Below are 13268 nucleotides of genomic sequence, written 5' to 3'. Positions count from 1 at the left end.
CACGATGAGTACCAACGATACAACCTGGCTGGACGGAACTCGAGTAACGCTGGTCATCGATCATTACAATGAACTCGGCGGACTGAAGTGGAATATCGACCAGTACGCGACACAACTGATCGAAGACGGCTGTTCTGTCACCATCATTACGTTCGACGGTAACCGGCGACGGGAATATCACGATGGAGCGGTTCGAATCGTTACCGTTCCACCGCCAAGGTTTCATCCTCCGAGTACAGCACTCCTCAACTACAAAGTCTATACGGCGCTGAATCGGCTGGCGGAGGAAACAGACGTCTTCCACGTTTTTAATACCCTCTGTTCACCGGGAGCCGGTCTCTACCGAATACTGGGCGGGATGACACCGGTGGTAAGCACGCTGAACAACTGGGCACTGGTATGTGCGTCTTACCGACTCAGTGACACAAGCCCGTTTACGAAACACCGTCCCTGGACCCGCGTCGCGTGTAGCGTCGCCGCCGCTCGAACACCGCTCGAGGCGGCTCTCGCCGTTCCGTACTCTCAGTTGTTCGTCCTTGAGCGGCGTATCCCGGGAAGGTATCTTGATGCCTATGGCGCGTTGAGTCCGTTTGTCGAACGCACCTACGTAGCTAACGGATATCCTGCTGAGCGGATTCGACTCGTCGGTAACCATCTCGACGGGGAGTTTCTCCGGGCGCTCGAGGTTGACGAAAGCGATGCTTCGAACCGATCCGATGATCTGTCCGTTCTCTATGTCGGAAGGCTTGTCGAAAGCAAAGGCATTTCCCTTCTCGTCCGGGCAGCCAAACGCGTCGAATCAGTGTCGTTGACGGTCGTCGGCGAGGGGGCTCTCTCGGGGTATGTGTCGCGGATGGCCGACGAACACGACTGGCTAACGTACCGGGGTTTCCTCGGTCGAAACGAGCTCCCACAGGTGTATCGGGCAGCGGACCTCTTTGTCCATCCGACGACCAGGCCAGAACCGTTCGGAAAGACTGTACTGGAGTCGTTGTACTGTGACCTCCCCGTACTCTGTTCGGACATCGGTGCGCCGCCCGCGATTGTGGGCGACGCCGGCATCACATTCGAGAGCGGTTCGGTCGATTCCCTTGCTTCACAGCTCAGGGCGGTGGCCGCCGGCCGACACGACCTCGATGAACTGTCGAGCAACTGTACGGCGGAGAGAGCGCCCTACACGTTCGATTCAGTATATCGTCGATCCGTCGGGATGTACCGAGACGTTCTCGAAGCCGACCGCATTGGCTCGTAAGCGAGTACCGGCCCGCGGAAACGACCGCCTCGCGGTGGGACCGCCAGTCGTTTCTCGATTCCACCAACAGCTACCCCTCGAGGACGCGCTCGTAGGCGTCTACCGTCTCTCTCGCCGTTCGCTCCCACGTGAACCGCTCGGCTCTCCGAAGCGAGTCACGTCGCATTCGGCGTCTGATCGAATCGTTTTCCAGCACCTCCTGTATGCAATCTCGCAAAACTACCGTCTGGTTCGGATCGACCGTCTTGCCGGCGTCGCCGACCACTTCCGGCAATGAAGACGTGTTCGACGTGACGACTGGCGTTCCACAGGCCATCGCCTCGAGCGGTGGGAGTCCGAATCCTTCACAGAACGACGGAAAGACGAAGACTTCAGCCAGGTTGTATAGATCGACCAGGTCGTCTTCGGAAACGTAACCCAGAAGACGAACGTCCGTTCCGCCGCGGTTGCGTTTGATCGTTCGGACAATCTCCGCACCACCGGGCCCCAGACCGCCCGCGATAACGAGTGCGTACCGATCCACCTTTTTGAGTCCGGCGACGGCCTCGGCGAGTCGAACCACGTTCTTTCTCGGGGTGATGACGCCGGCGAACAGCACGAACGGTACGTCAAGCCCGTACTTTCGTTTCGTTTCCTTCGTCGCTGCCGGCGACTTTTCCTCGAATTGCGGGCTCACTCCGAGCGGTGTAACGAACAGGTCAATTCCGTCGAGATCGTATGCTGCCTTGAGCTGGCGCTCCGTGCTCCGCGAGGGACAGACGATCGCGTCCGTCTGCTTGAGCGTTCGGTTTCGCACGAGTCGGTTGTAGAGTTTCGAAGGCAAGTCGGCTCGTCGCGAGTCCGTTTCGACCGAGCAGTGATCGTGAACTGTTCGTACGATCCTGAGATCGTCCCGCGGGCGATTGACTGGACCGGTCGACCGAGTCACGTGGAGCAGGTCGACGTCCGCCCCACGAAGGTACCCCGCAACCCTGACATTGTCCCGATAGGGAATCAGGTACTTGTGTCGAGGACCAATCACCGTCTCGTCGATTTCGAGTTCCAGTCGATCGGTTGCGGAGGGGTAGATGGCTGTGACGTCGGTTTCGAGTGCCGCCAGCCCCCGTAGGAGTCCGCGACTATATGTCCTGACGCCACCGTCGAGGGCCACGCTGTATGCATCGACCGCGACTGACATACCCATGGTTCTCCCCCGGGATACAACGTTCTTTTTCACCGATTCCGATGGGTGCCGGAACCTGAAGGCGGGTTGTGCCGTTGTTCGGCGCCGACCACGGTGCAGGTCGATTGTTCGTTAGCCGATCCGGTGGCAGTTGCCTCGCAATCCGCGGATAACCAAAGTCACGGACTGCTCGCCGGTAACAGCGTATTACTTGGGGTGTCGTTCGTTTCGCATTATTCCCGTCGTTGGCTCGTCCAGAAATGAACGGTTCGGAGAGGCGCGCCCTCGACAAACAGCTCGTTTCGACGGAGACGATACCCCGGTTTTTCACCCAGCCGTCGCTCAAGGTGGGGATATGACAGTGGTGACAGATCGATTTCTGACTGTGACGATACCCGATTCAAGCGGCGCCACACCCCCAATTACGCTCCGAAATGTACCTGGTGGGCCACCATGAATTGTAAACACGTCTTAATAACGGGGAGCAGTGGAACGATCGGAACGGCGCTTGCAAAGCGGTTGTTGTCGGAGGGCTACGAGGTTACCGGCGTCGACGTCACCCCGAACCGTTGGGACTCGATGGTCGACGAACTGACGACACTCGTCGATCTCTCCAAACCCGAGGCCGTCTCGACGCTTCCCGACGACATCGACATGATCGTCCACCTGGGGGCTCACGCGCGAGTTCACCAACTCGTCAAAGAACCACAGTACGCGATGCGAAACCTCGAGATGACTTTCAACATCCTTGAGTACGCGAGGCGTGCGTCGATTCCACGGTTCGTCTTCGCGAGTTCTCGAGAGGTGTACGGATACAACGAGAAGGTCGTCTTCTCCGAAACCGACACGAACGCAGATCGGAGCGAAAGTCCATACACCGCGAGTAAGGTCGGAGGTGAGGCGATGACCCAGTCGTACAACGCGTGTTACGGACTGTCGACGACCATCGTCCGCTTCTCGAACGTCTACGGTCGGTACGACTCCTCGGACCGGGTTATCCCGCTCTTCATCGCCCGAAGCGAGCAGGGGTTGCCGCTTACGGTGTACGGTTCCGGGAAAGTCCTCGACTTTACGTATCTCGACGATTGTGTAGAGGGCGTAACGCAGGTTGTCAGTAGATTCCCAAAAGTCGAGGGAACGACGCTCAACATCTCCTCCGGTCGAGGGACATCTCTGATCGAACTCGCACAAGCAGTGAACGAACGAACGCCGGGAGAGTCATCGATTGACGTCGAACCGATCCGCGAGGGGGAGATCGAGCGCTACATCGGCGACATCTCTCGAGCACGAAGCATCATCGACTACCGACCGCGTTACTCCTTTACCGAGGGGCTCGAGGAAACGATCGAGTGGTACCTGAATAACCCGTCCGTTCTCGAGGAAATCCGAGCGAACGCGCCCATGCAGGCATGACCCCTCGAACTCCTCAATCGCTCGTGGTGAATACTGACACGTCGACCATCTCCTGGCACCGATGGTGACTGTCGTCCTATGACGACCTTCACTGTCGCGGTGGTCACGCGCGACCGAGCCGACTCCCTCGACCGCCTTCTCGAGAGCCTCGCAGCACAGATCCGCCCGCCCGACGAGGTCGTGGTCGTCAACAACGGCGACGACGACGCGACGGCGACGACTGTTCGGCGACGTCGGCCAGCGCTCGAGTCCCACTCGGTGTCGCTTCGACACCTCGTCCGGCCGAACGGCTACGATCTACCAGGAGGAAGAAACGTCGCGCTTCGGCACGCACGCGGTGACGTACTCTGTTTCCTCGACGATGACACCGTCGCCCCCCCGTCGTGGCTCCGAGGGATCGAACGCGGCTACCGGATCGATGACGTTGCCGCCGTCGGCGGCCCCTCGATTGCGACCGACGAGTCGCTTCGGCCGGTGTACGAAATCACGAGAACTACCGAAAACATGAACTGTCTGAATCGGTACGGCGAAGACGTAGAGAACGTCGATCGGTGGATCCCGCCCAATCCCGTCAAAACCGACCGGCTACAGGGCTCTAACATGTCGTTTACGACGGCGGTGCTCGAGGAGATCGGCGGCTTCGACCCCGGCTACAAGGGGTATCCAATGTACGAGGATGCCGACGTCATGGCGAAACTCTGGAAACGCGGGGAGACGATCATCTACCATCCCGAAGCGCTGGTGTACCACCATATGGCATCCGACGGCGGCTACCCCAATCAGCGACTCGACCGAACTCATCGATACTGGTACGGTCGGAACAACGTCCGGTACCGAAAGAAGAACTTTCCGGAGACGTACCCGCTGTCGCTGCTTCGGCTTTTGCTGTACACACGGTATTACCCGTCGCCGGTGTGGCTGTTACTGGCGGGCGCTCTCGCGACCGGTCGAGTAGCGTACCTGTGGCAGATTCTCGGTTACCTTGACGGGGTTCGGAAGGAGCCGTAGCTCGACGGCTGAGTGGGAACAGCTCACATATCCGCGTGAAGAGAACGAACTGTCGACCGTGGGAACGCGTTAACAACTCGCCATTATTCGTCGTAGGTGATTCGTCATAGGTGGGTAGTCACGCGGATATCGGCTCACGCAAGTTTGTTTTGGACGAACCGCTTCGACCGCTTCGCGAATCCGCTGACACCCTCGTCACGGAGCACCTCAAAGGCGCGATCAACGGGATCCTGTGCCCATCGCTGCCCGCCATTGAACCAGTAGTAACCAATGGTCTCGAACGAATCGTACCCCCATTTTTCCTCAAGATACGCCGTCCCGTCCTTGCGGTCGTCCCATCGGTGGGAGAGGTACTCGTCGTCTCCGCCAGGGTAGTGTGGGAACACGACCTGCGGACAGACCGCAAACGACCAGTTGGTCTGCTTCCAGTGACCGAGGTAGAAATCTTGGTGGTCGCACTCCATCTCATAGCCGGGATCCCATGCGTATTCCTGGAGACACTCCCTCCGAAAGAGTCCGATGTTCGGCACGAAATCGAATTCGATCAGCGGATAGCCGTTGTCGAACTCGATCGCCTTCTCTTGCAGGAACGGGCTTAGCCGAAGTGTCTTCCCGCGCTCCTCGAAATCGGCACCGATCAGTACGATCCGGTTGTACGGTGGCTCGGCCAGACAGCCGGAGACGCCGCCGAGGTCGGGGCGGTGGCGGAGAACGTCGAGTAGCACCGCTACGTTATTCGGTACCCGCATGTCCGAATCAAGCATCAACAGATACTCCTCGTTACACTCCTCGACGATCCTGCGGCGACCGTAGCCAACCCCGGTGTCATACTCGAGAAGGAGAGAACGAACGGAAAACGAATACTCCTCCTCGTAGAGTCGTTTCCGCCGAAGCCGCTGTTGCTCGCTTGGACCGTCGTCGGCGATGTACACAGTGTCGACAAACGCCGGGACCGACGAGAGTAACGCTGCCAGCTGGTCCGTGCGGGTGAAAACCTTTACTCCGACTGCGATTTCTTCGACTGTCGACTCCCCGTTCATCGTCTCTTGTACGATTCTCCGCCGGTCTCCTTCAAGCTATCATACAGAACTCCGTACTCAATTGCCGGTCGGTGAGCGCTGCTGGAAGTCACTGGGGAACGTTGTCCGCCGCCGAGAGCCGGTCAGCGATCGCGTTGTCAAAGCGGTCGACAAATAGTTCGTCCAGGTAGCCGCGCAGGAACCAGCGGTACCGGCTGGTTCGATACAGGGCCGTAACCGCGAGCTGTCGCCAGATCGGCGGCGGCCACTCCCCATACCCCGTTGTGAAAAGTAGCCGGAACAGCGAGTGGCGGTACTCCTCTGGAAAGTTCTCCTTTCGGTACCGGATCCCGTTCCGGGCGAACCAGTAGTCGCCATAGGCGGTGTCGACGCGGTGAGCTCGGATGTGGTATACGAGCGCTTCGGGGTGGTACAAAACGGTGTGGCCTCGTTTCCAGAGTTTCGCCATGACGTCAGTGTCTTCGAACTGCGGGTGACCGTCGTAGATGGGGGTGAAACCGCCGATCTCCTCGAGCACCGCCGTCGTAAACGACATGTTCGAACCCATCAGATAGTCCGTCGGAACGGGCCGCGGGGGGATCCAACGTTCGACTGCGTGTTCGTGCTCCCCGTACCGGTTGAGTCGGTTCTGGTTTCGTGCCGTCCGAAGGAGTCGTTCTTGGACCTCGAGATTTTCGTCGACCGTAAGCGATGGGCCGCCGACGGCGACCACGCTCTCGTCCCACTCGTACCCGCGTTCGATGCCTTCGAGCCATGTCTCCTCCGGAACGACGTCGTCGTCGAGGAAACAGAGTACGTCGCCCGTCGCCAGATCGATCGCGTCGTTTCGGCCGGCCGGCAGACTCGTATCGTCAGGTCGGCTAAGGTGTCGAAGCACGATCGACCGCCGCTCGAACTCGTCGATGTACGATTCGACGACCGCCCTCGTTCGTTCGTCCGCACCGTTGTTGACGACGATTAGCTCCGTCAACCGATCACCAACGGTTGAGAGACGATCCAGAAACCGGTTGATGCGGTCGGGACGCCGGTACGTCACGACCGCGGCGGAAATCTCCATGGCGCACCTGGGTCTGGCGACGGTGACATACATGAAGGTTTTTCGCCCGAACGGGACTTTCACGGCGAAGCCGGTTCGGTGATCCGTCGCTTCCAGTCTGTGTGGCTTTATACCGATCGTCACTAGCGGTTGTCGGAGACGTACTTGACGTCCCACCAGAGGTGGACGATTGGACGCATCGCCGTGATCCAACTGATCTCGTATCGACCCTCGCGAAGGTCGTTTCGCAACCCCTTCGCGGTCGATTTGAGGTTATACGGATATCGATAGGCTACCTCCGACCACTTCGTGGGACGCTCGGAGAACCCGCCGTGGTGGTACTCCCACGCCCGGCGCAATGCCTCGATCCACGTGTCGGTTCGGAGGTGAACGGCGTTGGCCTCAGGCGTACAGTAGATCTCGTAGCCGGCGTCGAGTAACCGCTTCATCAGTTCGATATCGTCGTGAGATACTCGGTAGCCCTCGTTCCAGCCGCCAACCGACTCGAGAACTTCCCTTCGGGCGAGCATGTTGGAGCCGTTTATCGGGTAGTTCCGTACTGGTGCCTTGTGGAATCGCGGAAGAATGTGTGTCCGTCGCCACTGATCGCCGAGGGTGGTGATTTCATCCTCATAAACTCCCTGTACGAACGCAACGTCCTCCGCGAGACAGGTGTCGTACATCGTCTCGAGCCAGTCGGACGGCACGCAGATGTCGGCGTCTATCTTCGCCAGCCACGGCGTCTCGGTTTGGGCCAGCCCCGTGTTCAGTGCGGCCGAGATTCCCTCGATTCGGTCACGTTCGATCAGTTCGGCGCGGGCGTGTCGTTTGATGATCCCTTTCGTGCCGTCGGTGCTCGGATCGCAGACGCAAAGGATTCGATCCGGGGCTGGCGTCAACCGGTCGACGGAGTCTAGAGTCCTGGGAAGCGTGTCCGCATCGTTCAGACACGGGATGAGCAGCGTTACGTCTTCGTCAGGCATAGTCGTCTCACCACCGCGTCGGCCATAAATCAGGCAGGGTTATTGGGTTCTCACTTGAGGAGATTCGCATTCATCGACTTCCGGCTTCGGTGAGTCTCAGCCTCGCCGACTGGTAGGTAGTGGAATTACAGCCGTGAGGAGCGTAAGTACAGACACGCGTGACAACCGTCTCGATACTCATTCCGACATACTACCGTAACGACCTACTGGTCGAGGCGATCGAGAGTGCTCGAGCCCAGACCTACGAACCGACCGAGGTGATCGTCGTCGACGATTCCGGCTGTGGTCACGCCGAACCGGTCGTCTCTGAGTTCGACGACGTACGCTATATCCCCCTGGATCGAAATATCGGTGCAAATCCGGCTCGAGACATCGGACTCGATGTTGCGAGCGGCGAATACGTCCAGTTTCTCGACGACGACGACCTCCTGCGGGCAGACAAGCTCGCGAAACAAGTTCCGCTGCTTGACGACGCGACGGGTGTCGTCTACTCAGGCGTCGTCTACCGAGATACTGGCGACGTTCTCCGCCCGGATCCGGGCGTCAGGGACACCGTCCTGGCGGAGGCACTCGCCTTCGAGCTGTGGCCGCCCTGCTACACGTCTTCGGCTCTGATCGCTCACTCGCTCCTCGAACCGATTCGCCCCTTCGAGCACCACGGCGCGGGCGACACGGAAATCCTGATCGGGCTTGCGGCGCGAACGCGGTTTAACTTCGTCGACGAACCGCTCGTCGAAAAGCGGGTTACTGAGAACTCCGTCGGTTCCTCGCCCGAGAACGTCGCTCACAAGAAATACATTCTCGACGCATACGCGGATCTCTACGACCGGTATCCCGAGAGCCGTCGCACGGCGCTGGCTCACACTGCTCGCCACGAAGGGCGCGTACGGCTGAGCGAACGGCGGTGGGACCCGTACGCGACCACCGCATTCGCAGCCGCAACATATCACGCAACCAGCAGCGAACGGCGGGCCAAGTATTTCGCCGAAACCGTCGGTTCGATTTTCGGCCGGCCCGGGGTCGCCACGGTGACCGCTGCCGGAGCGCTCGGACTTGCGGTTCGGAGCGAGGGACTACGCCGAACGATCAGTCAACGAATTCAGCGCACCTGAGGTGAGCAGACCTCGAATGTATGGAATCGGGATTACAGCAGAGTACGGTCGTCTCCCTCGTTGTTAGCACTCTGTGGGTGGCCGGCAACGGACTCTTCTCGCCGGCACATTGTGACGGAATCGAACTCTCCTGCGGACACCGTGGGCTGCGTCGTCGGGGTTCACTCGTCTGTTCCCGCTACTTCGTCCCCTTCACGAAAAACTCGGGCCCGCGGTCGTGAATAGTCTCGATATCGAACCCTGCTGAGTGCAGGATTTCGATCACGTCATCGGGGGTATATCCGTAACATCCAACCCTCTCGCGGTGGATCTCGACGTACACGAGCCGGCACCGGTCGGCCTTGAGCGTTCGACCGAGTCCCTCGAGAACCCACCCTTCGGCACCTTCGACGTCGACTTTCAGTACGGTCGGTTCCGGAACGTCTCTCAAACCGATGAGGTCGTCCCCACGGATCGTTTCGACGGTGATGGTTCGTTCGCCGGAGCCAATTGCGTGTTCACCGGCTCCCGGCTCGTTCGCGTCGGTCATCAGCTCGAGTTCACCGCCCGTCGCGGACAGCGCGAGCTCGAGAACGGCGGCAGTCCGTTTGTTCGCCCGCAGGTTCTCCCGCAACCGAGCGACGTTCACGGGGTGGGGTTCGACGGCAACCACCGCTCCCTCGTCGACGACGGCAGCGACCGGGCAGGTGTAGGTGCCCACGTTCGCGCCGACGTCGAGGAAGACGTCCGAGGGGTCGATCGATCGGAGGACGTCCGTCAGCACCCGTCGTTCGTCGGTGCCCCAGCTGAGGCGGTAGTACTCGGCAGCCGTCTCGAGTCGATACTCGGTCGTGACGCCCGCGACGGTCCGGAAAACAGTCGGTCCCGACAATTGCGCTTGGAAGCGGCCGTACGCCAGCTTGAGGCGGTCGTGAACGCCGACGTGCTCGGAAACGAACCTGATGGGGCCGCGGTAGGCGGCCGCGGCCGCATCGCGCAGGAGCGACGACGTAGTCTGGCGGATATCCATTTCAGTGATCTCACCACGGAATCGCTAATGAGTCTGGGGGCGACAAACCGATCGGTCGACGGTCCCTTGGCGTTCTCGCGTGAACGTCGTCACCTGTCGCTTTCGACCGCGGACAACATCTCCATACAGATGGTTTCCGGCTCGAAATCGGCGACTTTCCGGCGGTTGCGCCGCGACATTGCCCGAACGTCGCCCGCCAGCACCCGGGTGATGGCGTCGCCTAACGCGGTCGGGGAATCGTCTGAGACGATGACCCCATTCGTCCCGTCGTCGACGAGATCGACGTGGCCGCCGCGATCGGTCGCGACGATCGGGAGACCCACTTGGAGCGCCTCCTGAACGACCACCCCGAACGGCTCGTATCGGGAGCTCAGTACGTACGCGTCGGAACAATCAAGGTATCTGAACTTGGTTTCCTCGTCTACGTATCCGGTGAACCGAACGCGATCTTCGACTCCCAGTTTCCGCGCGAGCGCCTCAAGTTTGCTCCGGCGTGGCCCTTCCCCCACGATGATCGCGTTGACGTCGTCAATCGCCGCGATTGCTGCGATCAGCCGATCGTATCCCTTGCGCTCTACGAGTCGCCCGATCGAGATGACGTAGGACGCCGTCGGGTCCAATCCGAGACGCGCTCGAGACACCGGCGTGAACTCGGTGGGCTCGTACGGAAGCGGTACCACGTCAACATTTTGACCGATATCGTAGTACCGGTTGACATTCCGTCGCATGTCGTTCGACTGGACGATGATTCGATCGGCGTTCCCGAGTACGTACTCGACCGCACGACGTAGGATCCAGCGACGATGTGGGGAGAGTGCTTTCGTGGGATCGTAGACGTCCCCACCGTGAATCGAAACCACGTGTTCGGCACCGATACGTCTCGAAACGGCGACCCCTAGCGGCCCCGATGGGACGGCAAAATGCGTGTTGACGAGGTCGTAGTCGTACTCCCGGCCCAATGCGAGACAGCGGGGGAACGCCGCGAGCGGATAGCTGAGCAGCGAGGAGAGCGATGCCGTCTCCGTACTCGTTCGACGTGCCACACGAATCCGATGGATCCGAACACCGTTTACGAGTTCTCGTCGATCCAGACCGGGATACCAGGTGGTAACGTAATCTACCTTGTGGCCCAAGTCAACGAATCCCTCGGCAATCGTCTTCGCCGCCACGCCGCCACCGCCTCCCAGCGGTGGATACTCGTAATTCAGTAGGAGGATCCTCATCGGCCGTCCACGACCCCGCGCGCGCTCGGCATTCTTCTGGTACTCTGTCGCGGTGTCGACATCATACGTCTTTCACACCCCGTATGCTCATCAACTCCCAGTGGCCTCGAAACCGAAGCGCACGGGGTCGAGAGACCATCAAAAACGCGAGCGGTACCTCCAGCCACCGATGCGTCTGACACATCCCGATCACTGCGTCGAGTACAGTCGTGCATACGTACCGTCGTTATCGATGAGCTCCTCGTGCGGTCCGGTTTCGACGACTCGGCCGTCCTGAAGGGTGTAGATTCGGTCGGCGTTAACGACCGTCGAGAGCCGGTGAGCGATCGCGATGATCGCGTACTCTCGATCCATTGACTCGATTCCCCGCTGCACCTCCCGTTCGATATGCGTATCAAGATCGCTCGTCGCCTCGTCCAAGACGAGGATGTCCGCGTCCTTGATCAGCGCCCGCGCCAGGGCGACCCGCTGGCGCTGCCCCCCCGAGAGGCGAACGCCGTCGTCTCCGAGGTGTGTGTCATACCCATCAGGGAGGTCGTCGACGAACTCGGTTATCTGTGCGATTTCGCAGGCGCGATGGAACGCCCGCTCGCTTGCTTCCTCGTTACCGACCCTGATGTTCTGGCGCAGGGTGTCATTGAAGATGAACGGGTTTTGCCGAACGACGGCGATCCGTTCACGCCAGGACTCGAGATCGAGTTCGTCGATCGGCACACCGTCGGCCTTGATCTCGCCGTCGTCGGGTCTGTACAGTCTGGCCAGGAGCGAGACGATCGTTGACTTGCCTGCACCGGACTGACCGACGAACGCGACGAACTCGTTTTGCCCGAGGGTGAAGGAGATATTTCGAAGCACCGTCTCGTCACGATTGGATCCGTACCGGAACGAAACGTCTTCGAAGGTAATCGGAGTCACCGGAGACGGCGGCCGCTTGTCGCCCGGATTGGGCTCTATCTGGTTTTCGAGTTCGCGGATGAACTGCTGGGTTCGAACGAGATGCGGTAGCGCCCCCTCGAACTTATAGAACTGATAGTTGATGGTGCTCGCAAGTGGCGCGAGTTTGAACATCACAAAGAGGAACACTCCGAGTTCGGCGATTGTGAGTCCGGTAAATTGCAGGGCGACGTAGATCAGTCCGAACACAACGAGCGCCGCCGATAAATTGTAGAAGTTGCTGATCGCGGCCTCGTTTCGACCCAGCTTGATCCGGGCGTCTGTGAACTGATGGATCGCCCGGGAGAACCCCTCGAAGACGTCGTCTGATCTGGTGTACAGCTTGATATCACGAATCCCCTGTGTGGCGGCCTGCACCGAGCGCTGAATGCGCTCGTTTGCGTCGGCTACTCGGTCACCGATCTCGTACCCAGGTTCGACGACGTTTCGAACGAGGTAGGTGAGCCCCCCCAGAAAGATCACCGAGAGAAGCGTGAGGACGGGTGCGAGGTAGATCGCGATCGCCAGGTAGACGATCGAGAGAACGACCTTTTCGAACAGTTGGAGGAAATCGCCCAGCACGCGTGCGGCGTACTCCGCCTGAGTGACGATCGCGTTGAGAACGTCGTCGGAACCGTGCTCGTCGAAGTACGCAACCTGTGCGTTGAGCGAGCACTCGAGCGCTTGCGTCTGTAGGTGGCGGAGGTAGTGGGTCTTGAACGAGACCACCAGCCACGCGACGAGGAAACTCACGGTGTACCGAACCAGCATCACGAAACTGACGCCGAGGATAATGAACCCGAGTGAGAACGGGACCCCGAAGGCGTCGTACACTCGGGCGAAGCCGCTGACGATCCCGCCCTCCGCAGTGGGGTCGCCTGGCGACTGAATGACCTCGATGATCGGAAGGATGAAGCTGATGCCAACCCCCTCGAGCAAGGCAGCGAAGACGCTCAGCGTAACGACCACTCCGATCATCGCTGGTCTGAATGCGATCACCCGCCACAGCGCCCGAAGTTTCTCCCGGACCGATAGATCACCGTCGTTCATCGAATCGTCTCCATCCCTACGACAAACTCCGACTTGAAGCTAACACG

Annotated in this window: 11 protein-coding genes; 4 read left to right on the top strand and 7 right to left on the bottom strand. The window is 59.8% G+C overall.

Annotated features, from left to right (window positions below):
* Positions 1-4: 4 nt before the first annotated feature.
* The gene (locus AC6I6S_RS06450) at positions 5-1252 is read left to right on the top strand and encodes a glycosyltransferase family 4 protein (protein ID WP_497948912.1); all 1248 of its coding nucleotides are present in this window, start codon (positions 5-7) and stop codon (positions 1250-1252) included.
* Positions 1253-1322: 70 nt separating this feature from the next.
* Here the strand turns inward: AC6I6S_RS06450 and AC6I6S_RS06445 are convergent, their stop codons facing one another.
* On the bottom strand, positions 1323-2429 hold the full coding sequence (locus AC6I6S_RS06445) for a glycosyltransferase family 4 protein (protein WP_497948911.1): 1107 nt from the start codon (positions 2427-2429) through the stop codon (positions 1323-1325).
* A 438-nt stretch (positions 2430-2867) separates the two neighbouring features.
* Here AC6I6S_RS06445 and AC6I6S_RS06440 point away from each other — a divergent pair, with 438 nt between their 5' ends.
* Together AC6I6S_RS06440 and AC6I6S_RS06435 are read left to right on the top strand one after the other, a co-directional pair.
* Positions 2868-3827, top strand: a complete 960-nt coding sequence (locus tag AC6I6S_RS06440) for an NAD-dependent epimerase/dehydratase family protein (protein ID WP_497948910.1) — start codon at positions 2868-2870, stop codon at positions 3825-3827.
* A 78-nt stretch (positions 3828-3905) separates the two neighbouring features.
* Positions 3906-4835: a glycosyltransferase family 2 protein gene (locus AC6I6S_RS06435; protein WP_497948909.1), complete on the top strand. Its 930-nt coding sequence runs from the start codon at positions 3906-3908 to the stop codon at positions 4833-4835.
* Positions 4836-4969: 134 nt separating this feature from the next.
* Here AC6I6S_RS06435 and AC6I6S_RS06430 read toward each other — a convergent pair whose 3' ends face one another.
* The 3 genes from AC6I6S_RS06430 to AC6I6S_RS06420 form a co-directional block, all read right to left on the bottom strand.
* Positions 4970-5875 (bottom strand): glycosyltransferase family 2 protein, encoded by a 906-nt coding sequence (locus tag AC6I6S_RS06430; RefSeq protein WP_497948908.1) that lies wholly within the window; start codon positions 5873-5875, stop codon positions 4970-4972.
* An 88-nt stretch (positions 5876-5963) separates the two neighbouring features.
* Positions 5964-6932, bottom strand: coding sequence for a glycosyltransferase family 2 protein (locus AC6I6S_RS06425; RefSeq protein WP_497948907.1), 969 nt, complete (start codon positions 6930-6932; stop codon positions 5964-5966).
* A gap of 122 nt (positions 6933-7054) precedes the next feature.
* Positions 7055-7894 carry a glycosyltransferase family 2 protein gene (locus tag AC6I6S_RS06420; protein ID WP_497948906.1) on the bottom strand — a complete coding sequence of 280 codons (840 nt, stop codon included), beginning with the start codon at positions 7892-7894 and terminating at the stop codon, positions 7055-7057.
* A 158-nt stretch (positions 7895-8052) separates the two neighbouring features.
* On the opposite strand from AC6I6S_RS06420, the gene AC6I6S_RS06415 reads away from it, so the two are divergent.
* Positions 8053-9006, top strand: coding sequence for a glycosyltransferase family 2 protein (locus tag AC6I6S_RS06415; RefSeq protein ID WP_497948905.1), 954 nt, complete (start codon positions 8053-8055; stop codon positions 9004-9006).
* A 178-nt stretch (positions 9007-9184) separates the two neighbouring features.
* On the opposite strand, the gene AC6I6S_RS06410 is transcribed toward AC6I6S_RS06415, so the two are convergent.
* From AC6I6S_RS06410 to AC6I6S_RS06400, 3 genes are all read right to left on the bottom strand, one after another.
* Positions 9185-10015, bottom strand: a complete 831-nt coding sequence (locus AC6I6S_RS06410) for an FkbM family methyltransferase (RefSeq protein WP_497948904.1) — start codon at positions 10013-10015, stop codon at positions 9185-9187.
* Positions 10016-10104: 89 nt separating this feature from the next.
* Positions 10105-11238, bottom strand: a complete 1134-nt coding sequence (locus tag AC6I6S_RS06405) for a glycosyltransferase family 4 protein (protein ID WP_497948903.1) — start codon at positions 11236-11238, stop codon at positions 10105-10107.
* A gap of 189 nt (positions 11239-11427) precedes the next feature.
* Complete coding sequence (locus AC6I6S_RS06400; RefSeq protein WP_497948902.1) at positions 11428-13221, bottom strand: ABC transporter ATP-binding protein; 1794 nt, start codon at positions 13219-13221, stop codon at positions 11428-11430.
* Between the last annotated feature and the right edge of the window lie 47 nt (positions 13222-13268).

It is taken from the genome of Natrononativus sp. DTA114 (assembly GCF_059736515.1).
The sequence above is the reverse complement of the archived record's forward strand: the minus strand, read 5'-3'. Positions and strand labels throughout refer to the sequence as shown.